The organism is Sphingobium sp. CCH11-B1 (assembly GCF_001556865.1).
GTDB lineage: Bacteria > Pseudomonadota > Alphaproteobacteria > Sphingomonadales > Sphingomonadaceae > Sphingobium.
Genome location: NZ_LSJY01000210.1, coordinates 1 through 26,229, shown reverse-complemented (window position 1 = coordinate 26,229; position 26,229 = coordinate 1). Strand labels below are relative to the sequence as shown.

General features: G+C 66.7%; 30 protein-coding genes and 1 pseudogene. 13 read left to right on the top strand and 18 right to left on the bottom strand.

The window, feature by feature from the left end; translation table 11 throughout:
- Window positions 1-19 precede the first annotated feature (19 nt).
- The 3 genes from rpsT to AX724_RS21405 all read left to right on the top strand — a co-directional run bounded on the left by rpsT (window position 20) and on the right by AX724_RS21405 (window position 2,770).
- Window positions 20-283: a 30S ribosomal protein S20 gene (gene rpsT, locus AX724_RS21415; RefSeq protein WP_066771018.1), complete on the top strand. Its 264-nt coding sequence runs from the start codon at window positions 20-22 to the stop codon at window positions 281-283.
- 422 nt (window positions 284-705) lie between these two features.
- Complete coding sequence (gene dnaA / locus AX724_RS21410; RefSeq protein WP_066771009.1) at window positions 706-2,115, top strand: chromosomal replication initiator protein DnaA; 1,410 nt, start codon at window positions 706-708, stop codon at window positions 2,113-2,115.
- Window positions 2,116-2,161: 46 nt separating this feature from the next.
- Window positions 2,162-2,770: a peptidylprolyl isomerase gene (locus tag AX724_RS21405; protein ID WP_066771008.1), complete on the top strand. Its 609-nt coding sequence runs from the start codon at window positions 2,162-2,164 to the stop codon at window positions 2,768-2,770.
- On the opposite strand, the gene AX724_RS21400 is transcribed toward AX724_RS21405, so the two are convergent.
- The 6 genes from AX724_RS21400 to secB form a co-directional block, all read right to left on the bottom strand.
- Window positions 2,739-3,989, bottom strand: a complete 1,251-nt coding sequence (locus AX724_RS21400; protein ID WP_066771113.1) for a dicarboxylate/amino acid:cation symporter — start codon at window positions 3,987-3,989, stop codon at window positions 2,739-2,741. The genes AX724_RS21405 and AX724_RS21400 overlap by 32 nt on opposite strands.
- A gap of 248 nt (window positions 3,990-4,237) precedes the next feature.
- A complete protein-coding gene (locus tag AX724_RS21395; protein ID WP_156448204.1) occupies window positions 4,238-4,870 on the bottom strand; it encodes a hypothetical protein in 633 nt (210 codons plus the stop codon).
- 254 nt (window positions 4,871-5,124) lie between these two features.
- Window positions 5,125-5,784: a DUF4136 domain-containing protein gene (locus AX724_RS21390; RefSeq protein ID WP_066771005.1), complete on the bottom strand. Its 660-nt coding sequence runs from the start codon at window positions 5,782-5,784 to the stop codon at window positions 5,125-5,127.
- Window positions 5,785-5,950: 166 nt separating this feature from the next.
- On the bottom strand, window positions 5,951-6,955 hold the full coding sequence (trpS, locus tag AX724_RS21385) for a tryptophan--tRNA ligase (protein ID WP_066771003.1): 1,005 nt from the start codon (window positions 6,953-6,955) through the stop codon (window positions 5,951-5,953).
- A gap of 16 nt (window positions 6,956-6,971) precedes the next feature.
- On the bottom strand, window positions 6,972-8,564 hold the full coding sequence (gene murJ / locus AX724_RS21380; protein WP_066771001.1) for a murein biosynthesis integral membrane protein MurJ: 1,593 nt from the start codon (window positions 8,562-8,564) through the stop codon (window positions 6,972-6,974).
- Window positions 8,565-8,675: 111 nt separating this feature from the next.
- On the bottom strand, window positions 8,676-9,176 hold the full coding sequence (gene secB, locus AX724_RS21375; protein WP_066770999.1) for a protein-export chaperone SecB: 501 nt from the start codon (window positions 9,174-9,176) through the stop codon (window positions 8,676-8,678).
- A gap of 189 nt (window positions 9,177-9,365) precedes the next feature.
- On the opposite strand from secB, the gene AX724_RS21370 reads away from it, so the two are divergent.
- From AX724_RS21370 to AX724_RS21355, 4 genes are all read left to right on the top strand, one after another.
- Complete coding sequence (locus tag AX724_RS21370; RefSeq protein ID WP_066770996.1) at window positions 9,366-10,019, top strand: Tim44/TimA family putative adaptor protein; 654 nt, start codon at window positions 9,366-9,368, stop codon at window positions 10,017-10,019.
- 11 nt (window positions 10,020-10,030) lie between these two features.
- Complete coding sequence (locus AX724_RS21365; RefSeq protein ID WP_066770994.1) at window positions 10,031-11,284, top strand: murein transglycosylase A; 1,254 nt, start codon at window positions 10,031-10,033, stop codon at window positions 11,282-11,284.
- Window positions 11,285-11,288: 4 nt separating this feature from the next.
- Window positions 11,289-11,825 (top strand): Smr/MutS family protein, encoded by a 537-nt coding sequence (locus tag AX724_RS21360; RefSeq protein ID WP_066770990.1) that lies wholly within the window; start codon window positions 11,289-11,291, stop codon window positions 11,823-11,825.
- Between the two features lie 104 nt (window positions 11,826-11,929).
- Window positions 11,930-13,612: a putative bifunctional diguanylate cyclase/phosphodiesterase gene (locus AX724_RS21355; protein WP_066770987.1), complete on the top strand. Its 1,683-nt coding sequence runs from the start codon at window positions 11,930-11,932 to the stop codon at window positions 13,610-13,612.
- A gap of 19 nt (window positions 13,613-13,631) precedes the next feature.
- Here AX724_RS21355 and dapE read toward each other — a convergent pair whose 3' ends face one another.
- Entirely contained in the window at window positions 13,632-14,771 is a 1,140-nt protein-coding gene (gene dapE, locus AX724_RS21350; RefSeq protein WP_066770985.1) for a succinyl-diaminopimelate desuccinylase, read from the bottom strand.
- Window positions 14,772-14,825: 54 nt separating this feature from the next.
- Here dapE and AX724_RS21345 point away from each other — a divergent pair, with 54 nt between their 5' ends.
- Genes AX724_RS21345 through aat form a run of 3 tightly spaced genes read left to right on the top strand, consistent with a single transcriptional unit; the run spans window position 14,826 to window position 17,118 of the window.
- Window positions 14,826-15,269, top strand: coding sequence for a cupin domain-containing protein (locus AX724_RS21345; protein ID WP_066770983.1), 444 nt, complete (start codon window positions 14,826-14,828; stop codon window positions 15,267-15,269).
- An 8-nt stretch (window positions 15,270-15,277) separates the two neighbouring features.
- The gene (locus AX724_RS21340; protein ID WP_197421666.1) at window positions 15,278-16,324 is read left to right on the top strand and encodes a S66 peptidase family protein; all 1,047 of its coding nucleotides are present in this window, start codon (window positions 15,278-15,280) and stop codon (window positions 16,322-16,324) included.
- A gap of 44 nt (window positions 16,325-16,368) precedes the next feature.
- Complete coding sequence (aat, locus tag AX724_RS21335; RefSeq protein ID WP_066770981.1) at window positions 16,369-17,118, top strand: leucyl/phenylalanyl-tRNA--protein transferase; 750 nt, start codon at window positions 16,369-16,371, stop codon at window positions 17,116-17,118.
- Window positions 17,119-17,153: 35 nt separating this feature from the next.
- On the opposite strand, the pseudogene AX724_RS24665 reads toward aat, so the two are convergent.
- The 4 genes and pseudogenes from AX724_RS24665 to AX724_RS21315 form a co-directional block, all read right to left on the bottom strand.
- Window positions 17,154-17,324, bottom strand: a pseudogene (locus AX724_RS24665) (DUF2155 domain-containing protein); the annotation flags it as partial.
- 245 nt (window positions 17,325-17,569) lie between these two features.
- Window positions 17,570-17,968, bottom strand: a complete 399-nt coding sequence (locus tag AX724_RS21325) for an NADH:ubiquinone oxidoreductase subunit NDUFA12 (protein ID WP_066770976.1) — start codon at window positions 17,966-17,968, stop codon at window positions 17,570-17,572.
- A gap of 50 nt (window positions 17,969-18,018) precedes the next feature.
- Complete coding sequence (locus AX724_RS21320; protein ID WP_066770971.1) at window positions 18,019-18,546, bottom strand: DUF192 domain-containing protein; 528 nt, start codon at window positions 18,544-18,546, stop codon at window positions 18,019-18,021.
- Window positions 18,547-18,778: 232 nt separating this feature from the next.
- A complete protein-coding gene (locus AX724_RS21315) occupies window positions 18,779-19,069 on the bottom strand; it encodes a GIY-YIG nuclease family protein (protein ID WP_082733639.1) in 291 nt (96 codons plus the stop codon).
- Between the two features lie 272 nt (window positions 19,070-19,341).
- Between AX724_RS21315 and AX724_RS21310 the strand changes: the two genes are divergently transcribed.
- Complete coding sequence (locus AX724_RS21310; RefSeq protein ID WP_066770966.1) at window positions 19,342-19,647, top strand: hypothetical protein; 306 nt, start codon at window positions 19,342-19,344, stop codon at window positions 19,645-19,647.
- Window positions 19,648-19,667: 20 nt separating this feature from the next.
- Window positions 19,668-19,799 carry a hypothetical protein gene (locus AX724_RS24805; RefSeq protein WP_269454178.1) on the top strand — a complete coding sequence of 44 codons (132 nt, stop codon included), beginning with the start codon at window positions 19,668-19,670 and terminating at the stop codon, window positions 19,797-19,799.
- Window positions 19,800-19,801: 2 nt separating this feature from the next.
- Here the strand turns inward: AX724_RS24805 and AX724_RS21305 are convergent, their stop codons facing one another.
- Entirely contained in the window at window positions 19,802-20,332 is a 531-nt protein-coding gene (locus AX724_RS21305; RefSeq protein WP_066770961.1) for a regulatory protein RecX, read from the bottom strand.
- A 188-nt stretch (window positions 20,333-20,520) separates the two neighbouring features.
- On the opposite strand from AX724_RS21305, the gene AX724_RS21300 reads away from it, so the two are divergent.
- Window positions 20,521-22,242 (top strand): fatty acyl-AMP ligase, encoded by a 1,722-nt coding sequence (locus AX724_RS21300; RefSeq protein ID WP_066771102.1) that lies wholly within the window; start codon window positions 20,521-20,523, stop codon window positions 22,240-22,242.
- A gap of 27 nt (window positions 22,243-22,269) precedes the next feature.
- On the opposite strand, the gene AX724_RS21295 is transcribed toward AX724_RS21300, so the two are convergent.
- From AX724_RS21295 to AX724_RS21270, 6 genes are all read right to left on the bottom strand, one after another.
- The gene (locus tag AX724_RS21295) at window positions 22,270-23,019 is read right to left on the bottom strand and encodes a ParA family protein (RefSeq protein ID WP_066770959.1); all 750 of its coding nucleotides are present in this window, start codon (window positions 23,017-23,019) and stop codon (window positions 22,270-22,272) included.
- A 147-nt stretch (window positions 23,020-23,166) separates the two neighbouring features.
- Entirely contained in the window at window positions 23,167-23,511 is a 345-nt protein-coding gene (locus tag AX724_RS21290; protein WP_066770956.1) for an arsenate reductase family protein, read from the bottom strand.
- Entirely contained in the window at window positions 23,489-24,160 is a 672-nt protein-coding gene (locus tag AX724_RS21285; protein WP_066770954.1) for an aquaporin, read from the bottom strand. Before AX724_RS21285 ends, AX724_RS21290 begins: the two co-directional genes overlap by 23 nt.
- A 5-nt stretch (window positions 24,161-24,165) precedes the next feature.
- Entirely contained in the window at window positions 24,166-24,477 is a 312-nt protein-coding gene (locus AX724_RS21280; protein ID WP_066770951.1) for an ArsR/SmtB family transcription factor, read from the bottom strand.
- A 97-nt stretch (window positions 24,478-24,574) separates the two neighbouring features.
- Complete coding sequence (gene accC, locus AX724_RS21275; RefSeq protein WP_066770948.1) at window positions 24,575-25,924, bottom strand: acetyl-CoA carboxylase biotin carboxylase subunit; 1,350 nt, start codon at window positions 25,922-25,924, stop codon at window positions 24,575-24,577.
- A gap of 13 nt (window positions 25,925-25,937) precedes the next feature.
- Window positions 25,938-26,229 (bottom strand): acetyl-CoA carboxylase biotin carboxyl carrier protein (locus tag AX724_RS21270; RefSeq protein ID WP_331711467.1); only part of this gene is annotated, 292 nt, incomplete at its 5' end.

Here is a 26,229-nt window from a genome sequence, read left to right as displayed (position 1 = left end):
ACGAGAACCGAGGAAAAGAATGGCCAATACGCCGCAAGCCAAGAAGCGCATCCGTCGCAACGAGCGTCGCGCCGCGATCAATGGCGCCCGCATCAGCCGGATCCGCACCCTGGTGAAGAAGGTGGAAGCCGCCATCACCGCCGGTGACAAGGCCGCCGCCGCCACGGCGCTGCAGTCCGTTCAGCCCGAACTGGCCCGTGGCGTTGCCCGCGGCGTGCTGCACAAGAACACCGCCGCGCGCAAGTTCGGCCGCCTGACCAAGGCTGTCAGCGCGCTCGCCTGACCCTTTCGACAAGGCTCGGACCTGAACAGCCCGCCTCGGTTCACCGAGGCGGGCTTTTTCGCTGCATTCACATGGATGTCATTTTCGGACAGTGACGCATTTCCCGCGATTCGACGCGCTGCAACATAGTTTTGTTGAAGTAATAGGCTGATAAAAAACAAAAAAATAAGTAACGCCGATTTTTGGCGCTTATCCGCGTCAACGTCTTTATTTCATTTTTTTGAACCGTCTTGGCCTTGATCCGGCCCTGCCGCCCTGTCTATTTTTGAAATCCGGCCGCTGTCGAATCACTGACCTCTGGCCGTCATGACAGATTTTCAGCGCATGTGCTCGGGAAGGCGGGGGCTTTTCTGACTGGGTTCGTGCGTCCAATCGTGCCGCTCCGTATCGGGGCGTACCGGGTGTGGGGAACAGGGAAAAAGATGAAGGACGGGGTGCGCGTTGTGGCTTGGCAGGATGGACAGACGATTCGGGCCGACGAAGCCCTGGAATCGGCCTGGGCCGCGATCCGAGCCGGCCTGCGCCGCGATATCGGCGCCCGGATGTTCGACCAGTGGCTAAAGCCCGTGCGGCTTGGCGATTATTGCCCCGAATCGCAGACCCTCGACCTGTTGGTGGCGAGCGATTTCAGCGCCAATTTCGTGTCCGGCCATTTCGGCGATCGCCTGCGCATGGCGTGGCGCGCGGCGGGCGCGTCGGTGCGGGACGTGCGGGTGCGCCCTGCGCCCGATTCGGCCGGCCTCCGCCTGCTGGAGGTGGTGCATGTCGAACAGGCTGCGCCCGCGCCCGCCGCCGTGGCTGCAGCGCCCGCGTCCAATTTCCAGCCGCGCCATGGCTTTGCCGATTTCGTTGTGGGCGATACCAACCGGCTCGCCTGTTCGGCGGCGCAGGCGATGGCGGGCGAAGCCACGCCGCGCTTCAGCCCGCTCTTCATCCATGGCGGCACCGGCCAGGGCAAGACGCACCTGCTGCACGCGATCGCCGCCGAATTTTCCGCCCATTCGCCGCAGCAGCCGGTGCTCTACATGTCGGCGGAGCGCTTCATGATGGAATTCGTGAACGCCATGCGCGCCAACGACACGATGGCGTTCAAGGCGCGGCTGCGGGCAGCCCGGCTGCTGTTGATCGACGACATCCAGTTCATCGCGGGCAAGGGGTCGACGCAGGAGGAATTCCTGCACACGGTCAACGACCTCATCGATTCGGGGGCGCGCATCGTCGTCACCGCCGACCGCGCGCCGCAACTGCTCGAATCGATCGATCCGCGCATCCTGTCGCGGCTCGCCGGTGGCCTGGTCGCCGACATCCAGCCCGCCGGGCTCGACCTGCGGCTCGCCATCCTCGAATCGAAGCGGCTGGTGGCCGGCGACCCGCCGGTGCCGGATGCCGTCATCGATTTCCTCGCCCGCTCGATCCGCTCGAACGTGCGCGAACTGGAAGGCGCGTTCAACAAGCTGGTCGCCTATGGGCAGCTCACCGGCCGCTCGATCGACCTCGACTTCGCGCAGCAGATGCTGGCGGACGCGGTGCGCGCCAATACGCGCCGCATCACCGTGGACGAAATCCAGAAGGCCTGCGCCGCCCATTACAAGATCGATCCCGCGGAAATGCGCTCCAAGCGCCGCGCGCGCGCTGTCGCCCGGCCACGCCAGGTCGCCATGTATCTCGCCAAGAAGATGACGCCGCGTTCGCTGCCGGAAATCGGCCGCATCTTCGGCGGGCGCGATCACAGCACGGTCATCCACGCCGTGCGCACCATCGAACAGCTGCGCGAAAGCAACCCCGACATCGATGCCGACGTGCGTGCCCTGCTGCGCCAGCTGGAAGGCTGACAGACGGGCTCTGGCGTCCGGGGCGGGAGCAGCTAGGCTAGGGGCCATGATTCGCTCCGCCCTGCTCCTGCTGCTCGCCCTTCTCATCGTCCCGCACGCCGCCGCCCAGGGCGTGCCGCCAGCGCCGATGCCCGGCGACGTCCGCGTCGCGCTGGAAACGGACAAGGGGCGCATCGTCATCGCCGTCCATGCCGGCAAGGCGCCTGTCACGGCCGGCAATTTCCTCAAATATGTGGACCAGAAACGACTCGACGGCACCGCTTTCTATCGGGGCGTCGGCGCGCCCGACTATGGCTTCGTGCAGGGCGGAGCGCAGAACGACCCCAAGCGCATCCTGCCGCCCATCGCGCATGAACCCACCAGCCAGACCGGCCTCACCCATGATGACGGCGCGCTGTCCATGGCCCGTTATGCGCCGGGCAGCGCCACCGGCGACTTCTTCATCGTACTGGGCAAGATGCCGGCGATGGACGCCCATCCGCAAGCGGCCGGCGACAATCAGGGCTTTGCCGTCTTTGCCCATATGGTGGAGGGGATGGACGTGGTGAAGGCGATCCTCGCCGATCCCAAATCGCCTACCAGGGGCGAGGGCGTGATGAAGGGGCAGATGCTGGAAACGCCGGTCAGGATCCTGACGGCGCGGCGGATTCCCTGACCGCGCCCTGATCGATGATCCGCGCTGTCGCCATGTCGGCGGTGACGTTGCCCACCGTGCGGAAGATGTCGGGCACGGTCTCCACCGCCAGCAACAGCGGCAGCGCCTCGACCGGCACGCCCATCGCAAGGCATATGGGGCCGGTGGTGGTGAAGAAGGTGATCTGGCTGGGCAGCCCCACCGCCGCCAGGCTGACGATCGCCGCCACCAATACGCCCAGGACCAATTGCGTCGGGCCGAGCGGCACGCCGCTCATCGCCCCCAGATAAAGGGCCACGCCCAGATTGGCGGGGGGACTCGTGATGCGGAACAGGGATATGGCGAGCGGCAGCACGATGCTGCGCGTCGTTGTCCGCACGCCAAGGCCGCCGTCGCAGGCCTGGATCATCGCGGGCAGCGACGCGATCGAACTTTGCGTTGAAAAGGCGATGGCCTGCGCGGGCAGGGCGGCACGCGCGAACCGCCCCGGCGCGATCCGCCCCGCGATCATCGCCAGCGGATAGACGAGCAGCGTCACCAGCAGGCACAGCAGCACGATGAAGCCGATATAGTGGAGGAGCGCCCCCGCCGTGGCGAGGCCCGACCGCGCGCCCGCCACCAGCGCCAGCGCGAAGACGCCGACGGGCGCGAGCCACAGCACCCATCCGACCACCACCAGCAGCGCGTCGGCCAGCGCCTCGAAAAATCCGGTCAGCATCGCCCGCCGCTCCGCCGCGATTCGCGTGACCGCAAAGCCGAACACCAGCGCGAACAGCACCACCGCCACCACCTGACCCTCGCTCGCGGCCTTGATCGGGTTGACCGGGATGAAGCCCAGCAGCCACTCGGCGGAAGGCCGCACGTCCGGCACCTCGCTCACCGGGCCAGCGCCGGTCAGCGCGCCCATCGCGCTCGCGGGCACCGGCCACAGATGCAGCATCAGCGGCCCCGCGATCGCCGCCACGCCGGCCGACAGCAGCAGCAGGATCGCGAACAGGCCAATCGCGCGTCCCGCCGTCCCGTTGCTGCGCGCGGTCGCCGCCGCCTGGGCGATGCCCATGACCAGCAGCGCGAAGATCAGGGGGATGAGCGGCATCTGCAATCCGCCGAGCCACGCCTTGCCGATCGGCTGCGCGACCGCGACGATCTCCCCCTCGACGCCCGCACCCCATTCCGCCAGCCCGATCCCGCACCCCAGCCCCAGCACCAGCGCGATCAGGATGCGGACGGTCAGGGACATGGGCAGCAGGCTACCGGGCAGGCGGGGCGCAGGATAGGGGGTGAATGGATTTGGGCGTGCGACGGACAGTCTCCCCCATCCCGTCATGCCAGCGCAGGCTGGCATCTCTTTATTTCCTCAGCGCTGTAAGAAAGTGGGATCCCAGCTTTCGTTGGGATGACGGAGTGGGGTGGATAGCGGACAGGCAAGTTTAGGACGCGGATCAGGCGATAGCGGACGTCAATTCGCAGTAAAGCAGGCCACCCTCATTAGTACGGATTGGCATCGACATCTCCCGGCAATGACAGCCAGTGAACCAAATCTGCGCGATAATCTTGGTCCTTCTCGTTTAACGCTGCGAACCCCTCCGGCATATCAACGTTAAAGAAAATTTCGGCGTAGCGTCCGTCTTCGACACCATCTTCCAAAAATATTTTCATGTGAACTACGTCATCAGCAATTAACGCGGGATTGGAGTTGATACCTACTGCGAGGCATTCAATGCTATTTGCAAAGATCCACCCATGCTCAATTCCATCGCCTTTCTTTCCTAGCATTCTTTCAAACAGACCGTTCGCCTTTGCCGGTGCCGGAATTCCATATTGCTTTGCCAGAAGGCCCAATAGCCGATCGCTTTCAACGCCGCGCGAATGAAGGATGATCGACCCCCAGAAGCTGTGGAATGCATCTTCACCTTCCCCATCGACTTGCTCTCGCCATCCAGAAGTCGGGATAGTAGCTCCAAATCCCACAGGCTCATAAGGGGGAGCATCCGCGCGAAAAGCTATTTTCCAGCAAGACCGAGCTTCGTCATACTTCTTTTCGATAATTTCAAAGGTCATGTCGCACATTGGCGGGAAGCCATTGCCGACATCTTCAATATGGCAAAATACATAGACCATTGGCTTCTCACGCCGCTATTTTCGTCCGATTGTGTCTGCTTTCAGAGCATCGTGCAAGGCAGACAAATGCCCGCCAATGGTCGACCTTCGCCACCCCTTCGTCATGCCGGGCTCGACCCGGCATCCTGCTTCCTGCCCTTTTGCAACAGCGGCCCGACTACAGCGAACGCTCGCCCCTCATCTACGCCCCACAGCAAAAGGCCCGGCGTTCACGCGAACGCCGGGCCTCTCGCCGCTTCATAGCGATAGAGTGCTCAGCCCTTCTTTTCGGGCGGCAGGGTGATCTTCACGCTTTCGCCGTTCTGCCCCGGAAAGTTGGTGAACATCGCGTCGATCAGGTTCGGCACCAGATAGGTCAGCTTGTTGGACAGCGACTGGGCCTGCGCCTTGCCCTCGAACAGGCGGCGATTGTCCGCCGCGCGGTCGATCTTGAGGCTCAGGTCGCTGGTATAGACGGTATAGCTGCTGACGTCGCCATAGCCTGCGCCGCCGAACAGCCAGGGGTCATAGAAGCCATAGCCCCAGGGGCGGCCCCAGTATCCGCGACCACGGCCCCAGCCCGGACCCCAGCCAGGGCCCCAACCGGCCCCGGCAAAGCCGGTCGAGCGCACCTTCTCGCGGCCATTGTCGACATCATAGGCGACGCGGACGATCAGGTCCGCGCGCGCCGGGTCGCTGGCCTGCACATAGCCGGTCTGGCTCAGCCGCTGTCCGACCAGATCGGCATAGTGCGAAAATTCCAGGCCGCCCGACAGCCGCGGATCGTCGGCGACGATGGTATAGCTCTGCCCGGCGGGGGCCGGGAGCTGCTGGAAACGGGCGACATCGGCCTTGAAGCCGGTCGCGCATCCCGACAGCGACACCAGCGCCAGGGCGGGCGCCGCGATCAGGCCGAACTTCTTGAAACGGGTCATTTTCTCACGTCCTGTATCCAGGCGATGCGCCTGTTGATCTTCTGCGCCCTGCCCTAGCAAAACGCAACTGAACATCGTTTGAACGCTCGAACCAACCATATGGGCGCAAAACCATGTCCGGTCGGAAATGGGACGGCGCGACCCGCGAAAACCCGTATCCCGTCCCCTAACGCATCAGCCCCATCGCGTCATAGGCCGCGCGCAGCGTCGGTTCGGCCGCCGCCGCCGCCTTGGCCGCGCCCTTGTCCAGAATGGCGTCCAGCGCCGCATCGTCGGTGCGCAGTTCCAGGAAGCGTTCGCGGATCGGGCGCAGCGTCTCGACCAGCAATTCGCCCAGCGCCGGCTTGAACGCGCCAAAGCCCTTGCCCGCAAAATCGGCGCACACCGCGTCGGCCGTGCTGCCGGACAAAGTGGCGAAGATGCCGACCAGATTGCCCGCTTCCGGCCGCCCGGCCAGCCCTTCGGCGCTTTCGGGCAGCGGTTCGGGATCGGTCTTGGCCTTCTTCACCTTGGTCATGATGGCGTCGTCATCGTCGGTCAGGTTGATGCGGCTCATGTCGGACGGATCGGACTTGGACATTTTCGCGGTCCCGTCGCGGAATGACATGATCCGCGCCGATTCCTTGGGAATGATCGGGTCGGGCAGGGTAAAGAGGTCCACGCCGAAATCGGTGTTGAACTTCGCCGCAATGTCGCGCGCCAGTTCCAGATGCTGCTTCTGGTCCTCGCCCACGGGCACATGGGTGGCGTTGTAGACCAGGATGTCGGCGGCCTGGAGCACCGGATAGACGAAGAGGCCGACGGACGCGCCTTCGCGGTCCTTGCCCGCCTTGTCCTTGAACTGGGTCATGCGGTTGAGCCAGCCGATCCGCGCGGTGCCGTTGAGCAACCAGCACAGCTCGGCATGAGCGGGCACGCGCGCCTGGTTGAACAGGACGCTCCTGTCGGGATCGATCCCGGCGGCGACCAGCGCGGCGGCCATGTCGCGCACGTTGCGGATGCGCTGCTCGCGTCCCTCATGCACCGTCACCGAATGCATGTCGGCCAGGAAGAAGAAGCACTGGCTCGCGCTGTCCATCTCGTCCTGCATCCGCACCCAGTTGCGGATCGCGCCCAGATAGTTGCCAAGGTGCAGGTTGCCGGTCGGCTGGATGCCGGAAAGGACGCGCATGGGGGTATCCGTTGGTTCAGGAGGTTGCGGACTTGCGGCGCATCAGCGCCTTGATGTCGGACAGGCGGTAGGCGCCCACCACGACACTGGCCAGCCCGTACAGCGCGACGCCCGCGCCGACAAGCAGGGACAGCGCCGCATAGCGCTGCAGCATCGCGCCGGTGAGCCACGGGTCGAGCAGATGCTTGCCCGCCAGCAGCGCCCCGCCCATGATGACAGCGGCGATCGCGAGGCGTGGCAGACGGCGGCGCAGCCCCGCGTCGGCATGGAAATGGCCGCGCTTCACCAGCGTGCGATACAGCATCGCCACATTGACGGTGGAGGACAGGGCGGTGGCGAGCGGCGGGCCGATATGGCCCAGGCCAATGGTTCCCAAAGACGGGATCATCGCGATATTGCCCACGATGTTGATCAGGATCGACAGCATCGCATAACGCACCGGCGTCCTGGTGTCGCCGCGCGCATAATAGCCCGGCGTCAGCACCTTCACCAGCACATAGGAAGGCAGGCCGATGGAAAAGGCCGACAACGCCCATCCGCACCGCATCGCATCCTCCGCCGTGAAGCGGCCATATTGGAACAGCCCGCGCACGATCGGTTCGGCTACGGTCAGGAAGGCGACGGTGGCGGGCAGCGTCAGGAACAGGGCGAGTTCGATCCCCCTGTTCTGTGTCTCCATGGCTTCGGCCTCCTGCCCCCTGGACAACATCCGCGACACGGTGGGCAAAAGGATGGTGCCAAGGCCGATGCCGATCAGGCCCAGCGGCAGCTGGTTCAGCCGGTCGGCATAATAGATATAGGTGATGGAGCCCGACGCCAGCAGCCAGCCCGACAGGGCGGTGGAGACGAGCAGGTTGATCTGCGCCGCGCCCGCCCCGGCGGCGGCCGGCACGATCAGGCGCAGAAGCTCCTTCACGTCCGCGTCCAGGCGCGGCCGCCGCAGCTTCAGCGAAACGCCGGCGCTGCGGCAGGCGAGCGTGAGCCACAAAAGCTGCAGCGCGCCGCCCAGCGTCACCGAAATCGCCTGCACCCGCGCGGTCTCATATTCGTCCGCGCCGTGGAACAGCCACAGCCCGGCGATCATGCTGAGGTTGAGCAGGATCGGCGCGGCGGCGTTGACCCAGAATTTGTCGAGCGAGTTGAGGATGCCGCCCAGCAGCGAGGCGAGGCTGATGAGCGCCAGATAGGGGATGGTGATGCGCGACAGCATGACCGCGAAGGCGAACTGCTCCGCCGTCGGGTTCTGGCGCGAAAAGCCGCCCGAAAGCGCCCAGGTCAGCGGCCAGGCGGCGGCGATCAGCAGGATGGTGAAGCAGATGAGCACCGGCAGCAGCACCGCCATCGCCCGCTGCGCGAAATCATAACCGGCGGGCAATCCGCCATCGCCCGCCGCCTTCTTGTTGAACAGCGGGATGAACGCGGCGGAAAAGGCGCCCTCGGCAAAGAGCGCGCGGAACATGTTGGGCAGGCGAAAGGCGACGCCGTTGAACGCGTCCGACGCAAAGCCCGCGCCGACATAGCGCGCGGCGAGCGAATCGCGCACCAGCGCGAGGATGCGGCTGGCAAGCGTCAGCCCGCCCACCGATCCCAGGGCGCGGATCAACTTCATCTGCGAACCTCGCAACCCGTTCGCCCCGAACGTGTCGAAGGGCCTTCCTCCGAAAGAAGGAGGAGGGTTTCGACAGGCTTGGCCCGAACGGGGAGGAGGGGCATGGAGCGCTTAGGCGTGGCCGGCCGGCTCGCCCGCGGTCGCCTGCATCTGCTCGGCCTGCTGCAGGTACAGCCCGCCGAAATCGATCGGCTCCAGCACCAGCGGCGGGAATCCGCCGTCGCGGATCGCGTCGGCCAGCACGCGGCGGGCGAAGGGGAAGGTGAGGCGGGGGGCTTCGGCCAGCATGAAGGGCTGGATCTGATCCTCGGGCACGTTGCGCATGCCGAACAGCGCGGCATAGACCAGCTCGACGGCGAAGGCGGTGCCCTGCGGCGCGGTGGCCTTGACCTCGATCTTGAGCGATACTTCCAGCACGTCGTCGCCCACGCGGTCGGCGCCGATGTTGAACTGGACGTCGATCTGCGGCTGGTCCTGCCACTGGTAAACGGCGGGCGCATTGGGATTTTCGAAGGACAGGTCCTTCACATATTGGCTGATCAGCGCGATCTGCGGGGCGGTATCCGCGCCGTTGCCGATGCTGGTGGTGATGTGGTCCGTTTCCTCGGCCATGCTCGTCCTTGACTTTCCCGGTTGGGGGCGGGTGCGCCCCGGGCCATTGCTGACCCGCGCGCTTAGCAGGGGCCTGTGCCGGGGGCAATGGCCGCGCCGCGCGCCGTGGGACAAGCCGCTATTTGAAGTTGTGCGGAAACATGCCTATGTTGGGGGGAACATCGTCCCGAACAAAGGGTATAGCCTTCCGTGTACGTGATCGTCATCCTCGCCATGATCGCCGGCTTCCTGGCGCTGCGGCTCTATTCCGTGCTCGGCAAGCGCACGGGGCATGAGCAGGAGCCCGCGCCGCGCGCGGCGGACGAGCGCCCCAAGGTGACGGTGCTGCAACCCGGCCCGATGGCCCAGCCGGGCGGCGATTCGGTCCGCCTGGCCGAAGGACTGATCGCGCCGGGCGCGGAAACCGGCATCCGGGCGCTGATCGCCGCTGACCGCAGCTTCGACGTGCCGCAATTCGTGGAAGGCGCCAAGAGCGCCTATCGCATGGTGCTGGAGGCGTTCTGGCGCGGCGACCGGCAGGAACTGGACTGGCTCTGCGATCCCGAAGTGCTCGCCTCGTTCGAGGAAGCGATCGCCGCGCGCGAGGCGGAGGGCCATGTGCTCGACAACCGCCTCGTCCGCATCGAAAAGGCGCAGATCGTGGAAGCGCGCGTCGACGGCCGCATCGCCGAAGTCGCGCTCCGGTTCGAAGCGGACATCGCCGCCGTCACCCGCGACAAGGACGGCAATGTCGTCGCCGGATCGCTGACCGACGCGGTCGGGACGCGCGACATCTGGACCTTCACCCGCGACATCCGCAGCGCCGATCCCAACTGGAAGCTCAGCGAAACCGACGAAGTCTGAGCGGCGCGGGCATGACGCGCTTTCCGTTCCTTGGCGCGCCCGTCGCTGCGCTGCTGCTGTCCGCCTGCGCCGGCGGCGTCATTCCGCCGTCGGCCGGCGGCCCTGCGCCAGCCCGGCCTTCCGCCCCGTCCGCTCAAGCGACGCAGCCGGTTCCCGCAACGCCCCGTCCCGCCCTGCCGGTCGATCTTCCTGCGGAACCGACCGTCGACACCAGCACGGCCGCTGGCCTGGGCATCACGCCCGGTCCCGACATCGCCAGCCTCATCCCATCGGGCGAACGCTCCCGCCTCGCGCTTCAGGCCTTCCGCCTGTCCTGCCCCACGCTCATGCGCCGCACCGACGGCAGCGGCCTGACGCGCGGATCGGACTGGAACAATGCCTGCGCCGCCGCGTCGAGCTGGCCCGAATCATCGGCGGCCGAATTCTTCTCCCGCTATTTCGAAGCGGTGCAGGTGGGCGACGGCAAGGCGTTCGTCACGGGCTATTATGAGCCGGAAATCGCGGGATCCCGCATCCGCATGCCTGGCTATGACGTGCCGATCTACAAGCGTCCGTCCGACCTGATCGATGTCGATCTGGGCCAGTTCAGCGACAGCCTGAAGGGCCGTTCCATCCGGGGCAAGGTGCAAGGCACCAGGTTCGTCCCCTATGACGATCGCGGGCAGATCGTGGCGGGATCGCTCGCCGGCCGTGGCCTCGAACTTGCCTGGGCCGCCGACCCGGTCGAATTCTTCTTTCTCCAGGTGCAGGGGTCCGGGCGGCTGCGGCTGCCTGACGGCGGCGTCATGCGCATCGGCTATGACGGGCAGAACGGCCGCGACTATACCGGCATCGGCAAGCTGATGAAGGATCGCGGCCTGATCCAAGTCGGATCGATGCAGGACATCATGCAATATCTGCGCGCCAACCCGGTCGAAGGCGCGGCGATCATGAACGAAAATCGCAGTTTCGTCTTCTTTCGCGAACTGACCGGCGCGGGGCCGCTCGGCGCGCTCGGCGTGCCTGTCACGCCGGAGGCGACCGTCGCCGCCGATCCCAAATTCGTGCCCTTGGGCGCGCCGGTCATCCTCTCGCTCGACCGTGCCGAACCCAACGGCATCTGGATCGCGCAGGATACCGGCGGCGCGATCAAGGGCGCCAACCGCTTCGACAGCTTCTGGGGCGCCGGCGATCGGGCGCGGGGCATCGCCGGGGGCATGTCGGGCCGGGGCAGCGCGCTCATCCTGCTGCCGATCGGGTCGACGGCGCGCCTCACCGGGCGCTGAGGGCATGGCCCGGCGGCGCCTGTCCCCGGACGAACAGGCGCTCTGGAGCGCGCTGACCCGCTCCGTCCGGCCGATCCGCCCCGGCCAGCGCCAGCCGCCGTCCTTTCCGCCCGATCCGCCTGCTCCGGCTTTTGCTGCACCTGCGATAAATCCACCCGCGCGCACCCCCGCCGCGCCCGCGCCGCGCAGCCCTGCGGCGGTGCTCGACAGCGGCTGGGAACGCCGTATCCGTAGCGGCGCGATCAGCCCGGACATGAGCATCGACCTGCACGGCCACAGCCTCGCGGCAGCGCATGGCCGCCTCAACCAGGCGATCGCCGCCGCGCTGGCGCGGGACGCGCGTGTCCTGCTCGTGGTCACGGGCAAGCCGCCGCGCACATCGCCCGCGACAGGCGCGTCGCGGCGCGGTGCGATCCGGGCGGAGATCGGCCACTGGCTGGACGTCAGCCCGCATGCGGATCGCATCGCCAGCGTTCGCATCGCCCATCCCCGCCATGGCGGCGACGGCGCGCTCTATCTGATTTTGCGACGCAAAAAATAATGGCGTTCGGGGTCGCCGCGATGATCCTTTCTTAACCACTGCCCATCATCATCGGTCGATCGGGCGCTCAATGGCGAGCGCGGATCTAGCGGATCAGGAGGCAGATGCAGGGCGTGACGTTGACAAGCCGCGCCACCGCCTTTGCCTGTGCCGCCGGGGCGCTGGTTTTCATCCTGTCGCTCGTGCTGGGCTATACGCCGGGTCAGCAGGACGATCTGGCGCAGGTCGGCCGCGCGCTCATCATCGCCATCCTGTGCGGCACGCTCAGCTGGGCGTCCGCGCGTCGCGCCATCGCGAACACCGCCATCGCCATCGACGCCGCCACCGAACGGCTGCTGTCCGCCGCGCATGGCGACCTGCAATCGGGGGTCGCGCGGGAGATCGGGCATGAACTGCCGGACCTTTCCGTCGCGATGCAGAGCCTGTTCAGCCAGGTCCGCACCAATCTCGACCATGTGCAAAATCTCGCCCTGTTCGACCAGATCACCGGCCTTGCCAACCGCACCAGCTTCTGCCGGCAGGTGGAGCGGCTGCTGGCCGAACATGCGGGCGAAGGCCTGCCGACCTTGTTCTTCATCGATCTGGACGGGTTCAAGGGCGTCAACGACACGCTGGGCCATGCGGCCGGCGACCAGCTTCTGTCCCGCGTGGGCGGACGGCTGCGCGAAGTGGTGATGGCGCAGGTCAGCAACGGGGAGGGGGACGCCGTCATCGGCCGCCTTGCCGGGGACGAATTCACGCTGTTCTTTCCGGGCCTCCACGGACTTGCGGTGGCGCAGCGCATCGCCCGCGCGATCCAGTTCGCGCTCGGCGAACGGTTCGACCTTGGCAGCCAGCATGTGGAGCTGGGCGCGTCCATCGGCATCGCCTGCTATCCCGATCATGGCGACACGCTTGCGGGCCTGCTGCGTTCGGCGGACATCGCCATGTATCATGCGAAGCGGAGCGGGCGCGGACGGGCGGAAGTCTATACCGACGCGTTGGCGCTGGAGGCGCAGGACCGCGCCGAACTGGAGCGCGATCTGCTGATCGGCCTGCAACGGGACGAATTCCTGCTGGAATTCCAGCCGCAGGTCGACGTCGCCAGCGGCCGCGCCGTGGCGGCCGAAGCGCTGGTGCGCTGGGCGCACCCGGAGCGCGATCTCGTCATGCCCGGCGCGTTCGTGCCGATGGCGGAGGAAAGCGGCGCGATCGTCGCATTGGGCGACTGGGTGATGGGCAAGGTGTGCGAAACCGCGGCGCGCTGGTCCCGCGCGGGGATCAGCCAGCGCATCGCCATCAACATTTCGACGCGCGAACTGGGGCAGCCCGACTTTTTCCTGCGCCTGCGTCACGCGATGAGCGGCCATGGGGCGCCGCCCGCCATGCTGGAGCTGGAAATCACTGAATCGCTCGCGATGGAAATGGAGCCGCGCGTGCTGGACCAGCTCCGCGCGCTGCGGAAGGATGGCGCATTCGTCGCCATCGACGATTTCGGCACTGGCTATTCCAACCTGTCGCGGCTGAAGGAACTGCCCGTCGACCGGGTCAAGATCGACCGCAGCCTCGTGCGCGACATCGCCATATCGGCGGAAGCCCGGACCATCTGTTCCGCCGTGGTGGGCCTCATCCATGGCCTTGGACTGGAAGTGGTGGTGGAAGGGATCGAGAGCCAGGCGCAGATGGACGTGCTGCGGGTCATCGGCTGCACCCTGTTCCAGGGTTATCATCTCGCCCGGCCAACCGATGAACAGGATTATCTGGCCCGTTACGCCATGCTGCCCATGCTGACGCGCAACGCCGGCTGATCCCGGCCCGCGCGCCGGTTCAGCGCAGCGCCCGCTCGACGATCCGCGCGTAGATTTCCGTCAGTGCGCGCAGGTCCGCCACCGCCACCGCTTCGTCCAGCTTGTGCATCGTCGCGTTGCACAGGCCGAATTCCACCACCGGGCACAGCCGCGACAGGAATCGCGCGTCGGACGTGCCGCCGGTCGTCGACAATTCCGTTTCCACGCCGGTCACGTCGCGGATCGCGCCGCGCACCAGGTCGGACAGCGCGCCCGGCTCGGTCAGGAAGGCCTCGCCGCTGATCTTCGCGTCCACCGTGCCCCCTTCGGCGGCGGCGATGGTCCTGACCCGTTCGATCAGCGACGCGCCGCTATGCCGGTCGTTGAAGCGGATGGAAATGCGCGCCGTCGCCCCGGCGGGGATCACATTATGCGCCGGATTGCCGACCTCCAGGTCGGTGATCTCGATATTGCTGGGCTGGAACCAGTCAGTCCCTTCGTCCAGCACTTCCGCCTCGATCGCCGTCAGGATGCGCACCAGCCTGGGGATCGGATTGTCGGCCAGATGGGGGTAGGCGACATGACCTTGCACCCCCGCCACGCTGATCCACATGTTCACCGAACCGCGCCGCCCGATCTTGACCACGTCGCCCAGCCGCGCCGACGATGTCGGCTCGCCCACCAGGCACAGGTTCGGGCGCAGTTCGCGCGCCGCCATGCGATCCATCAGCGCCAGCGTGCCATATGTGGCCGGCCCTTCCTCGTCGCCGGTGATGATCAGGCTGATCGTGCCGGGCAGGTCGTCGGGCAGGGTGGCGAGCGCCGCGACAAAGGCCGCGATCGCGCCCTTCATGTCCACCGCGCCCCGCCCGTAGAGCAGGTCGCCCCGGATTTCCGGCACGAAGGGCTCGCTGGTCCATCCCGCGCCCGGCGGCACCACGTCCAGATGCCCGGCGAAGGCGAAGTGCGGCCCCGGCCCGGTCGTCCGCCACGCCAGCAGGTTCTCGACCGGTCCGTCCGGTGCTTCGCCCGACATGAAGCGGTCGACGGTGAAGCCCAGCGGCGTCAGCATCGCCGCCAGCGCGTCGAACACGGCGCCGGTCGCCGGGGTGACGGACGGACAGGCCAGCAGGCGCTGCGTCAAGGCCAGGACATCGTCATTGGTGCTGGTCATGCTCATCGCGCCGGGTTAGCGAAAGCATTGGCTTTTGGCCAGCGGCAGAAGGAGGCTCCCATGCCCGGCATCGATTTGGACAGCATCGCGCAAACCAACAGCACCACCTATCCGGCGGAACATGCCGCGATGGTGGCGCAGCGATGGGTGCGACGGCTCGGGCCGGCCTGCGGCCTGTCGGACTTCGGCGTCAGCCATGTGGTGCTGAAACCGGGCGGCGGATCGTCGCACCGCCACTGGCATGAGGATGAGGATGAATTCGTCGTCCTCCTCTCGGGCGAGGCGGTCCTGGTGGAAGATGGCGGGCGCACCCCGATGCGCGCCGGCGACATGGCCGCCTTCCCGAAGGGCGAGCCCAACGGCCATCATCTGCTCAACGAAGGGCTGGAAGATTGCGTCTTCCTCGCCTTCGGCCGGCCGCCGCAGGGCGACTGCCATTATTCCGACATCGACATGTGCCTGTCGCAGGGGCGGTATCGCCGGCGGGACGGGAGCCTCTATTGATGCCGCCAATGTCGATGGCTCCCCTTGATCGGCGGGCATGGCTCGCGGGCATGGGCGCGATGCTGGCGACGCCTCTGTGGGCCGGGACGGCGGGAGCGGCCTCCGCGCCCGTGAAGCCGCCCCGGCTGCGGCCCGGCGACACGGTGGGCCTCGTCGAACCGGCGGGTTTCGTCGATGATGCCTTCGATCTCGACCTCGTCCGCGAAACGATCCGCGCCATGGGATTGAAGCCCAGGGATGCGCCGCATCTGGCGGGCCGCTATGGCTATCTCGCGGGGTCGGACAAGGATCGCGCGGCCGACATCAACACCCTCTATGCCGATCCCGACGTCCGCGCCGTCTTCGCGGTGCGCGGGGGCTGGGGCTGCGCGCGCATCCTGCCGCTGCTCGATTTCGCGACGATCCGCCGCAATCCCAAGCTGCTGGTCGGCTTTTCCGACATCACCGCCCTGCATCTGGCCTTCGCGGCCAAGGCGGGCTTCACCACGATCCACGGCCCCAACGCGTCGAGCAGCTGGGGCCAGTTCAGCTGGGACGCGTTCCGGGCCGTCGCCTTCGACGGCGCGACGCCCACGTTCAGCACGCCTGCGGGGCATGAGGATCGGCTGGTGCAGCGCGCCGGGCGCATCCGCACCTTTTGCCCCGGCGTGGCGCGCGGGCGGCTGCTGGGCGGCAATCTCTCCGTCCTCGCCGCGCTGATGGGCACGCCCTGGCTGCCCGACTTCACCGGCGCGATCCTCTTCATCGAGGATATAGGCGAACAGCCCTACCGCATCGACCGGATGCTCACCCAGTTGGCGCTCGGCGGCGTGCTTGGCCGATTGAAGGGCGTGGTCTTCGGCCAGTGCAGCGATTGCGGACCTGCGGGCGCCAGCTTTGGCGGCTTCACCCTGTCGGAAGTGCTGCAGCAGCATCTCGAACCGCTCGGCGTCCCTGCCTTCCAGGGCGGCCAGTTCGGCCATGTCGCCAACCAGTATAGCCTGCCGCTCGGCATAGCGGCGGAAATGGATGCGACGGCGGGCACCATCCGGCTGCTGGAGCCGGCCGTCGCTTGACGGCCCCCTTGCGCCCGCGACCTGAGCGCCTATCCTGCCCGGACATGATGATCGACCCGCTTGTCCTGTTGCAGGCCTATTCCATCGGCGTTTTCCCCATGGCGGACGACCGCGACGCGGAGGAGGTCTATTGGGTCGAGCCCAAGCGGCGGGCGATCCTCCCGCTCGATGGCTTTCACCTGTCGCATTCGCTGGCGAAGGTCATCCGCCGCGATCGCTTCCGCGTCACTGCCAACCGCGCCTTCCCGCAAATCCTCGCGCTCTGCGCCGAGAGCGCGGAGGACAGGCCCGCCACCTGGATCAATCACGCCATCGAGCGCGCCTATCGCCACCTGCACGAACGCGGCTACGCCCATTCGATCGAAGTCTGGGACGGGGAGGAACTGGTGGGCGGCCTCTACGGCGTCGCGCTCGGCCGCGCCTTCTTCGGCGAATCGATGGTGTCGCGCCGCACCGACGCGTCCAAGGTCGCGCTTGCCTGGCTGGTCGCGCGGATGCGCTTTGCCGGCTTCACCCTGCTCGACTGCCAGTTCATGACCGACCATCTGCGCTCGCTGGGCGCCGTGGAGATCGCCCAGCGCGACTATCTTCAGTTGCTGGGCGCGGCGGTGGAGGGCGTGGCGCTCGGCGCGGGCGTGGCGCTGTCCGGCTCGGGCGCGGCGGCCTCGCTCGCATTCGATCCGCTGGCCCGGGAAGCGGCGGCCGAAGCCGGTTCGCCCTTGCCGCCCAGCTTCACCGTGTCCGGGCCGCTTTCGGGCCATTCCATCGCACAGCTTCTGACCCACACGTCATAGACCGGGTGCTGCACCACATTGCGGTCCGGCCGGTCGCGGAACAGCCAGCCGGAAAAGGCGCGCCGCCACTTGCCGTCGCCGCTCGACCGCACGTCCAGTTGCACGAAGGCGCCGGTTTCCTGGACATTCTCCCACGGCGCGGTCGTCTCGCACGCCTGCAGCCGAACGATCGCATCGCCCACGCGCAGCGCCTCGCCCGGCTTCATCGTCAGGTCGCGGGTCAGCCCGTTGCGCTTGTTCAGCAGGCCGACCACCGCCGTGCGCTGCGCCATCGGCGTGCCGGGCAGCACGCCATTGTCGGCGGTGCGGATCGGGCTGCCTTCGACCTTAACTGGGCCGGACTGGTTCGCGCTCGGTATCTTGTCGCCGCCGCACCCGGCGATCGCCAGCATGCAGCAGAGCAGGGGGATGGTGTGCAGGATCGGCGGGACCAGCCCCGCCGGACGCTGGATCATGCCGCGTCGGGGCTCCACGCTTCATAGTCGCCGGTCGCCTTCTGGCGCAGGCCACCCTTTTCGAGCGCGCCGGACGGGCGATAGGCGTTGGGCGTGCCGGTGGCGTTGGGGGTATAGTCCTTTTCCCAGATGCGCGGCGGCGGCAGGAAGCTTTCGGGCGCGCCCTCGATCGAATGATGCAGCCAGCCATGCCATTCGGCCGGCACCCGGCTGGCGTCGTTCGCGCCGTTGTAGATCACCCAGCGGCGGGGATTGCCGTCGATGCCGACGCCGCCTTCATAATAGACATTGCCCTGATGGTCCTCGCCCACCTTCTTGCCCTTGCGGGCGGTGAAGAGCGATGTGCCGATGGTGGCGCCGTTCCACCAGGTGAAGATGTTAGCCAGGATTCCCATGGGGGAAGCGCTTAGCCGTTGCGATCCGCGCGGGCAAGGGGATGCGCGCGTCAGCGGGCGCGGGACGGACAGAAATTGAGGTCGGTGGTGCGCGTCTCCTGCGGCACGGCGCAACCGCCCCAGGCGATCCGGTCGCCTTCCGCGATGCCCAGTTCCCCGGCGCGCCCGCCGCGCAGTTCCAGCACCGCCGCCACCGGCACCCCGGCCGACACCGGCGTCCGGTCATAGGGCTGGGCCTGTGCCTTCAGGAAGGCGATGGTCCCGTCGGTGTGGACGAACAGCAGGTCGAGCGGGATCAGCGTGTCCTTCATCCAGAAGCTCGCGGTGCGCGGCGGGTCCATCGGGAACAGCATGCCTCCATCCGCCGACAGGTCCTTGCGGAACATCAGCCCCGTCTCCTGCTGCTGCGGCGTGCGCGCCACCTCCACGTCAAAACGATGCGCCCCCCTGGCGCTGCGGATCACCAAAGGCAGCAAGGCGCGCGCGGCCTGTGCTTCCGCGCCATTGTCGGCGGCCGGCTTGGGCTGGGAACAGGCGGCGAGCATGCCAAGGGCAAGCAGGGCGGCAAAAGGCTTCATGCCCGACGCTTAGCGCGATTTCCGGACCATGGGGAGGGGCATGAAATCGGTGTGGCCCCCGAAAAACACTCCGAAGGCTGGGGTCTCAGGCCTTCACCGGACGAGGTTTCCGCGCCATGCCGCACTGTTGCGCGTCCACGCCTGGGATGCCAGCCTGCGCTAGCATGACGGGGGGGGTGACAGCCCCGCCCCAAATTCTCGTCACCCCAGCGAAGGCTGGGGTCTCAGGCGGTTATAGAAGAAGGTCCGACAAATCGCGCCACTCGGGATTGCTTTCCTCGATCAACCGGACTTTCCACGCGCGCTTCCACGCCTTCAGCGCCTTTTCCCGACTGATGGCCAGCACGATGTCATCATGCGGTTCGGCCAGAACCAGACGGGTCAGGCCATATCGTCGGCAGAAAGCAGATCCGGTGCCGTTACGATGCTGGGCGACACGCGCCGCGAGATCGGCCGTGACACCGACATACAGAACCCCGCCCGGCTTGTTCGTCATGATGTAGGTATAGCCGCCCCCCGCCATGCCGCACTGTTGCGCATCCATGCCTGGGATGCCAGCCTGCGCTGGCATGACACGGGGAGTAAAAGCGCCCGCCTTCCATCTCCGCCACCACGACGAAGGCCCACCCAATCTCGTCACCCCAGCGAAGGCTGGGGTCTCGGGCCTTTACATGGTGAGGTTGCCGCCATGCCCAACCGTCCCGCATCCTCTCCCGAGATGCCAGCCTTCGCTGGCATGACGCGCTGTTTGAAATTCCCTTTCCTAATAGGATTTCCTCTGCTCCACCCTGTCGGATGGAACAGCAGTCCCCCAATCCGCCCGCGCCCGGCGCGACCCATCCCACCTGCGCGCGCTGGACGCCGGAGCGGCAACGCCGTTTCCTCACCGTCCTGCTCGCCACCGGCAACGTCACGCGGGCGGCGCGCGCTGCGGGCATGTCGCCGGCCAGCGCCCATCGCCTGCGCCGCCGCCTTGCCGGCACGCCCTTCGACCGGACCTGGGCCAACGCGCTGGCGCTCCATGCGCAGAATATGGCCGATCCCTTCGCGGATCCCGCCCGGACGGCCAGAAAAGCCGTGACCCAACCGGCGCGCGGCTGACGCGCGACAGGCGCGGACCCATGACCTTTCCGGTGCGTCGGCGTGACCAGACAGAAGCGTCGCGGGCGCTTGGGAAGCGCGTCGCGCGCCATTTCCGGCGGAAACGCGTTGCCCGTGATGGTGTGAACTTCGCCGGCGTGACCCTGCCGTGACGTCAGCCAGGCCCTTCATCCGCCATCTCCTCGCCGGGCGCGGCATCGACCCAGCGTCTTGCCACGGCATAGTCATGGCCCGCCCGCAGGAAGGCGGCGATGGCCTTTTCCCGCTGTCTGGGGTCCAGCGGGGCGGGGGCATAGGGGCCGATCCGCTTGCGCCGCGCAAAGCGGTCCGCCGCGGCCCAGCGGTCGGCGGCGACCTGCGCATCGGCCTGTGTCCGGTCGTCCTCCGCGATGCCGGCCGCGCGCAGTTCCTCCGCCACCCGCCGCGCGCCATAGCCGCGCCGGCCGAGCGCCGCGCTCTTCATGGCGGCATAGCCTGCGTCGTCGATATAGCGCAGTTCGACGAAGCGCTCGACCAGCGCCTCCGGCTCGGCGGGCCGTTCGCCGCCCCATCCGCGCTCGCGCAGCTTGCGGTTCAGATAGGCCAGCAGCTTCCCCCGGCTGGTGGCGAAACGCGCGACATGGCGCAGCGCAAGCTCGCGCAGCGCATCCTCGTCCAGCGGGGCGGGCGGGCGTTTGCCGGTCATCGGACGCGACCATGGCCCAAGCGCCATCTTTATGCCACAGTCGGGCCGGAATTTTACCGCGCCTTGTCGGGTAAAGGTCGATGCTGGAGTAGAATAGGCGGTGCAAGCGGTGGCCAAAGCTGCTAGCGGCCGACTTTTCACCAAACTGCAAAGACATTGGGTCAACCAATATGACGGGTTCGCAAGAAATGATGGCTCCGACGCCGACCACCGACGATCTGCCGCGCCGCTTTTCCGATTTCGGGACGCTGGGCGAAGCGCTGGATTATGCGGCGCAGGGCAAGCGGGGCCTGAATTTCCACGACGCCCGCGGCAATCTGGCGCGTCCCTATCCATTTTCCGAACTGCGCGCCGACGCTGTCGCCTGCGCCCACCGCCTGATCGCCCATGGCGTCAAGCCGCAGGACCGGGTGGCGCTGGTCGCTGAAACCGGCGCGGACTTCGCGCAACTCTTCTTCGGCATCGTCTATGCCGGTGCCTGGCCCGTGCCGCTGCCGCTGCCGACCAGCTTCGGCGGCAAGGAAAGCTATATCGACCAGCTGAACGTCCAGTTGTCGAGCTGCGACCCGATGCTCTTCCTCTTTCCCCGGGAACTGGCGGAAATGGCGGCGGAAGCCGGACGGCAGCGCGGCGTCGAAAGCATCGCGTTCGAAGATTTCGTGGCGACCGATGCCGTGCCGGTCGACCTGCCGCAGGCACAGCCGCACGAAATCGCCTATCTCCAATATTCCAGCGGCTCGACCCGCTTCCCCCACGGCGTCGCTGTCACGCATCACGCGCTCTTGTCCAACCTGTCGGCGCACAGCCATGGCATGGAAGTGATCGAGAGCGACCGCTGCATCAGCTGGCTGCCCTGGTATCATGACATGGGGCTCGTTGGCTGCTTCCTCTCGGTCGTGGCGAACCAGGTGTCGACCGATTATATGAAGACGGAGGATTTTGCCCGCCGTCCGCTCGCCTGGCTCGACCTCATCAGCCGGAACGAAGGCACGTCGATCAGCTATTCGCCGACCTTCGGCTACGACATCTGCGCCCGCCGCATGTCCAGCCAGACCAAGGCGGCCGACCGTTTCGACCTGTCGCGCTGGCGGCTCGCTGGCAACGGCGCGGACATGATCCGTCCCGATGTCATGCAAAGCTTCGTCGACGCCTTCGCCGACGCGGGTTTCTCGCCCAAGGCGTTCCTGCCCAGTTACGGCCTTGCCGAAGCGACGCTGGCCGTCACCATCATGCCGCCGGGCGAAGGGATCATCGTCGAACTGGTGGAGGAAACCGACCTGTCGGGCGGCGACGCGCCAGAGGGCCGGCCACAGCGCTTCCGCTCGATCGTCAATTGCGGCAAGCCCGCCAAGGACATGGTCGTGGAAATTCGCGACGAGGACGGCGCGCCGCTGGGCGAACGGCAGATCGGCAAGGTGTGGACCACCGGCCCCAGCCTCATGGTCGGCTATTTCCGCGACGATGCCGCGACGCAGGCCTGCATGGTCGACGGCTGGCTCGACACGGGCGACATGGGCTACCTGTCCGACGGCTATCTCTACATTGTCGGCCGCGCCAAGGACATGATCATCATCAACGGCAAGAATCACTGGCCGCAGGATATCGAATGGGCGGTGGAACAGCTGCCCGGCTTCAAGCAGGGCGACATCGCCGCCTTCGCCATCACCACGCCGGGTGGCGAGGAAGCGCCCGCCGTTCTCGTCCATTGCCGCACGTCGGACAATGAGGAACGCTCCCGCCTGCGCGATCAGATCCGCGAACGGGTGCGCGCGATCACCGGCATGAACTGCGTCGTCGAACTGGTGCCGCCGCGCACGCTGCCGCGCACAAGCTCGGGCAAATTGAGCCGGTCCAAGGCGCGCAACCTCTATCTGACCGGCGAAATCCGGCCCTACGACATCGCCGCCTGACCTGCGCATTTGCGAGGGGGCGCTGCCTCAGCGCGCGAGCAGGAGGCGTTCCACTTCCGTCCACAGCGCCGCAAACGCCTGCGCCGGCGGAGAGGCTGGCGCGAAGGCACCCAGCGGCTTGCGGCGCACCGTCATCTGCTCGATCGTGCTTGCCATGGGGATGGCGTGCCAGTCCGGCTGCGCGTCCAGCGCCGATCGGTGCAGCGCGCGGCGACGATCGACCATCGAATAAACCGGCAGGATCGGCGCATGGCTACCGCCGCGCTGCACCAGATAGCGGGCCACTTCCCCCATGGCGCGCTGGGACAAGGGCGACGGAATGACCGGGATGACGATCAGGTCCGCCGCGCGCAGAACCTGCTCGCTGGTTTCGGTAAGGCCCGGCGGGCAATCGAGAATGATCCGGTCATAATCCTTGCCGAGGCTTTCGATCAGCTTGGCGAGCCGCTTCTTCTTGTCCATTTCGCGGAACAGATGATCCAGACCTCGCAACGAGGTGTCGGCGGCGATCAGGTCGAGCCCCGGCACGGCGGAGGGCTGGATCAGCTTCCTGACCTCCACATCCTTGCTGAAGATCGCCTGCGCGGCGTCCCGCCCCTTGCTGTCGCTGGACAGAAGCCAGCTGGATGCGGCCTGCGGATCGAGATCCCACAGCAGCGTGCGCCGTTTCGATATCGCTGCGGATGTCCAGGCGAGATTGACGGAGAAGGTCGTCTTTCCGACGCCGCCCTTCAGGCTGTAGACGGCGATGGTCGCCAATGCCGGATCCTTTGCCATGGGCGAAAGGCTAGGCCTTCCACCGTTCAAAGCAAGGCTGAAATCATGGCATTGTTACAGGGGTGTGACGGCGGGCGAGACATTGGGCGGGGGAGCACCTCAGCCGGCGACGCCAACCGGAAAACATCAGTTGGCTCGCTGGCCGGCCTAGAGGATTTCACGAACCTTGTCCTGGGGGCGGCAGAAACGAACGCCCTTGTCCGTTTCGACGAAGGGGCGATTCACATAGGCCGGGTTGGCGGCCATGGCGTCAAGGATGGCGTCTGCGGTCATCTGCGGGAGGCCCGTCTCCTCTGCGTCGGTTCCCATCTTCCGGATCGCCTCGACCGGCGTCAGCCCGGCGTCTGCGATCAACTGGGCAATCTTCTCGCGGGTGTAGGGCGTCTTCAGATATTCGATCACCTCCACGTCGAGGCCGGGCGTTTCCTGGAGGATCGCCAGCGTCTTGCGCGAGGTGCCGCAGGCGGGATTATGCCAGATGGTGGCTTTCATCGATCGGACTTTCCTTTTGTAGAGGCGGGGCGGCGAGCAGCCAGCCCGCCAGATGATGCCCCAGCGCCGCGCCCGCAACTTGGGCGGCGACGAAGGGCAGGACATCGACTGGCCGGATGCCCGCGAAACTGTCGGTGAAGGCACGGGCGAGCGTGACCGCCGGGTTGGCGAAGCTGGTGGAGGCAGTGAACCAGTAAGCGGCGATGATCCAGGCGGCAACCAAAGCGGGCACCGCGGCGGGGCGGACAGCCGAACCGAGCCGGATGGTGAGCAGCAGGCCGCAGGTCGCGACGGCTTCGGCGAGCCACTGGCCGGGGCCCGTGCGAATCTCTGTACCGAGGGCGAGCAACGGCAGGCCGAACATGGCGTGGGCGAGGATCGTGCCGGAGACGCCGCCGGCAACTTGCGAGGCCATGCGCGGCGCCCATTCGCGTCGCGGGGCGATCAAGGCGCTGACCACGGGATTGAAATGCGAACCGCTGATGGGAGCGAAGAGAGTGATGAGGAGATAGAGCCCCGCACCGGTAGCGAGCGTGTTGGCGAGCAGGGCGACGGCGACATTACCGCCCGAGAGTCGCTCCGCCATGATGCCAGAGCCGATGACCGTGGCGACGAGCAGCCCGGTGCCGAGCGCTTCGGCGGCGCACATGCGCTTCACGACCGGCCCCCGCAAAGGTCCGGGCGGCCGCCGCAGCACTGGTCGGTCAGAAAGGCGATAAGCGCGCCGACGGCCGGAGGGGAGACGCTGTAGAGCAGGCGGCGCTGGTCACGGCGGTGGCGGATGAGGCCCGGCCGCTCCAGCGCGGCGAGGTGGTGGGAAAGGGTGGAGGGTGCGACGTCCAGCCGTTCCGCTATGTCTCCGGCCGCCAGTCCTTCATCGGGCGCAGCAGCGAGTAAGCGAAACAGCGCCAGCCGCGTGGGATGGGCAAGAGCGCCCAAGGCTTCGACCGCAACATCCGATTCCATATTTCGATATTAGTCGAAATATGGAAGGGTGCAAGGGGTGGCGGGGTGGATGAGACTGAATTGGGCTCCGACCTTGGCCGGAGCACGGTGTGTCAGCTCAACCCTCCTGCCGGGCCAACCATTCCTCCAGCCATTTGATCGTATAATTGCCGTCCAGGAAATCGGGATCGGTCAGCAGCGCCTGATGCAGCGGGATGGTGGTCTTCATCCCTTCGATCACATATTCCTCAAGCGCGCGGCGCAGGCGCATGATCGCGCCTTCGCGGGTGCGGCCATAGACGATCAGCTTGCCGATCATGGAGTCGTAATAGGGCGGCACCTTGTAGCCCTGATACAGGCCGCTATCGACGCGGACATGCATGCCGCCCGGCACATGATAGCTGGTGACGGTGCCCGGCGAGGGCGCGAAGGTGCGCGGGTCTTCGGCGTTGATGCGGCATTCGATCGCATGGCCGGTGAAGCGGATATCTTCCTGGGCCACCGACAGCGGACGCCCTTCGGCAACGCGAATCTGTTCGCGCACCAGGTCGAGCCCGGTGATCATCTCCGTCACCGGATGTTCGACCTGAAGCCGGGTGTTCATCTCGATGAAGTAGAATTCGCCATTTTCCCAAAGAAATTCGATGGTGCCGGCGCCACGATAGCTCATGTCGGCCATCGCTTTGGCGCAGACGCCGCCTATCCGCTCGCGTTCCGCCTGGCTGAGCACGGGGGAGGGCGCTTCCTCCAGCACCTTCTGGTGCCGACGCTGGAGCGAGCAGTCCCGCTCGCCAAGGTGGATGGCGTTGCCGTTGCCGTCACCGAACACCTGGATTTCGATGTGGCGCGGATTGCCGAGATATTTCTCGATGTAGACGGTCGCGTCCCCGAAGGCGGCTTTCGCCTCGCTGCCGGCCTGCTGCATCAGCGTTTCGAGGCTGTCGGGCGAATTGCACACCTTCATGCCGCGCCCGCCGCCGCCCGACGCGGCCTTGATGATGACGGGATAGCCCGCCTTCTCCGCGATGGCGCGCGCTTCCTCGACATCGCTGACCGCGCCGTCCGACCCGGGGACGAGCGGCAGGCCCAGCGCGCCCGCGGTGCGCTTGGCCTCGATCTTGTCGCCCATGGTGCGGATATGTTCGGGCTTGGGGCCGACGAACTTGATGCCATGCGCTTCCACGATCTCGGCGAATTTGGCGTTTTCGCTCAGGAAGCCGTAGCCGGGATGAATCGCGTCCGCGCCGCTGATCTCCGCCGCGGAGATGATCGCGGCGACGTTGAGATAGCTGTCGCGAGCGGCAGGCGGACCGATGCAAATGGCTTCATCGGCCAGGCGGACGTGCATCGCGTCCGCGTCGGCGGTGGAATGCACCGCGACGGTCTTGATGCCCATTTCGTGGCAGGCGCGATGGATGCGGAGCGCGATCTCGCCGCGATTGGCGATCAGCAGCTTTTCAATGGCCATGGGTGCAGCGGCCTTATTCGATGACGATTAGCGGCTGGTCATATTCGACCGGCTGGCCGTTATCGACCAGGATCGCCTTGATCGTGCCGGCGGCTGGAGCGGGGATGGCGTTCATGACCTTCATCGCTTCGACGATCAGGACCGTGTCGCCCGCATTGACCTGCGCGCCGACACGCGCGAAGGGGGCCGCGCCCGGTTCGGCGGCGAGGTAGGCGGTGCCCACGATCGGCGACTTGACGACATTGCCCGAAGGCAAGGCCGGCTCCGCAGCCGGCGCCGCCTGAGCCGCGCTTACAGCCGGGGCG

What these genes read in the sequence shown, in the direction of transcription:
- rpsT (WP_066771018.1), top strand. Translation starts at nt 20, where the DNA reads ATGGCCAATACGCCGCAAGCCAAGAAGCGCATCCGTCGCAACGAGCGT.
- AX724_RS24805 (WP_269454178.1), top strand. Translation starts at nt 19,668, where the DNA reads ATGACCTTTCCGGTGCGTCGGCGTGACCAGACAGAAGCGTCGCGGGCG.
- AX724_RS21325 (WP_066770976.1), bottom strand. Translation starts at nt 17,968, where the DNA reads ATGGGAATCCTGGCTAACATCTTCACCTGGTGGAACGGCGCCACCATC.
- AX724_RS21285 (WP_066770954.1), bottom strand. Translation starts at nt 24,160, where the DNA reads ATGTGCGCCGCCGAAGCGCTCGGCACCGGGCTGCTCGTCGCCACGGTC.
- accC (WP_066770948.1), bottom strand. Translation starts at nt 25,924, where the DNA reads ATGGCCATTGAAAAGCTGCTGATCGCCAATCGCGGCGAGATCGCGCTC.
- AX724_RS21320 (WP_066770971.1), bottom strand. Translation starts at nt 18,546, where the DNA reads ATGAAGCCTTTTGCCGCCCTGCTTGCCCTTGGCATGCTCGCCGCCTGT.
- AX724_RS21340 (WP_197421666.1), top strand. Translation starts at nt 15,278, where the DNA reads ATGTCGATGGCTCCCCTTGATCGGCGGGCATGGCTCGCGGGCATGGGC.
- AX724_RS21310 (WP_066770966.1), top strand. Translation starts at nt 19,342, where the DNA reads ATGGAACAGCAGTCCCCCAATCCGCCCGCGCCCGGCGCGACCCATCCC.
- AX724_RS21345 (WP_066770983.1), top strand. Translation starts at nt 14,826, where the DNA reads ATGCCCGGCATCGATTTGGACAGCATCGCGCAAACCAACAGCACCACC.
- AX724_RS21395 (WP_156448204.1), bottom strand. Translation starts at nt 4,870, where the DNA reads ATGGTCTATGTATTTTGCCATATTGAAGATGTCGGCAATGGCTTCCCG.
- AX724_RS21365 (WP_066770994.1), top strand. Translation starts at nt 10,031, where the DNA reads ATGACGCGCTTTCCGTTCCTTGGCGCGCCCGTCGCTGCGCTGCTGCTG.
- AX724_RS21280 (WP_066770951.1), bottom strand. Translation starts at nt 24,477, where the DNA reads ATGGAATCGGATGTTGCGGTCGAAGCCTTGGGCGCTCTTGCCCATCCC.
- AX724_RS21405 (WP_066771008.1), top strand. Translation starts at nt 2,162, where the DNA reads ATGATTCGCTCCGCCCTGCTCCTGCTGCTCGCCCTTCTCATCGTCCCG.
- dapE (WP_066770985.1), bottom strand. Translation starts at nt 14,771, where the DNA reads ATGAGCATGACCAGCACCAATGACGATGTCCTGGCCTTGACGCAGCGC.
- AX724_RS21360 (WP_066770990.1), top strand. Translation starts at nt 11,289, where the DNA reads ATGGCCCGGCGGCGCCTGTCCCCGGACGAACAGGCGCTCTGGAGCGCG.
- secB (WP_066770999.1), bottom strand. Translation starts at nt 9,176, where the DNA reads ATGGCCGAGGAAACGGACCACATCACCACCAGCATCGGCAACGGCGCG.
- AX724_RS21290 (WP_066770956.1), bottom strand. Translation starts at nt 23,511, where the DNA reads ATGAAAGCCACCATCTGGCATAATCCCGCCTGCGGCACCTCGCGCAAG.
- trpS (WP_066771003.1), bottom strand. Translation starts at nt 6,955, where the DNA reads ATGCGCGTCCTTTCCGGCATCCAGCCGACCGGCAACCTGCACCTTGGC.
- aat (WP_066770981.1), top strand. Translation starts at nt 16,369, where the DNA reads ATGATGATCGACCCGCTTGTCCTGTTGCAGGCCTATTCCATCGGCGTT.
- AX724_RS21315 (WP_082733639.1), bottom strand. Translation starts at nt 19,069, where the DNA reads ATGGCGGGGGGCGGCTATACCTACATCATGACGAACAAGCCGGGCGGG.
- AX724_RS21305 (WP_066770961.1), bottom strand. Translation starts at nt 20,332, where the DNA reads ATGACCGGCAAACGCCCGCCCGCCCCGCTGGACGAGGATGCGCTGCGC.
- AX724_RS21300 (WP_066771102.1), top strand. Translation starts at nt 20,521, where the DNA reads ATGATGGCTCCGACGCCGACCACCGACGATCTGCCGCGCCGCTTTTCC.
- AX724_RS21400 (WP_066771113.1), bottom strand. Translation starts at nt 3,989, where the DNA reads ATGTCCCTGACCGTCCGCATCCTGATCGCGCTGGTGCTGGGGCTGGGG.
- dnaA (WP_066771009.1), top strand. Translation starts at nt 706, where the DNA reads ATGAAGGACGGGGTGCGCGTTGTGGCTTGGCAGGATGGACAGACGATT.
- AX724_RS21355 (WP_066770987.1), top strand. Translation starts at nt 11,930, where the DNA reads ATGCAGGGCGTGACGTTGACAAGCCGCGCCACCGCCTTTGCCTGTGCC.
- AX724_RS21295 (WP_066770959.1), bottom strand. Translation starts at nt 23,019, where the DNA reads ATGGCAAAGGATCCGGCATTGGCGACCATCGCCGTCTACAGCCTGAAG.
- murJ (WP_066771001.1), bottom strand. Translation starts at nt 8,564, where the DNA reads ATGAAGTTGATCCGCGCCCTGGGATCGGTGGGCGGGCTGACGCTTGCC.
- AX724_RS21390 (WP_066771005.1), bottom strand. Translation starts at nt 5,784, where the DNA reads ATGACCCGTTTCAAGAAGTTCGGCCTGATCGCGGCGCCCGCCCTGGCG.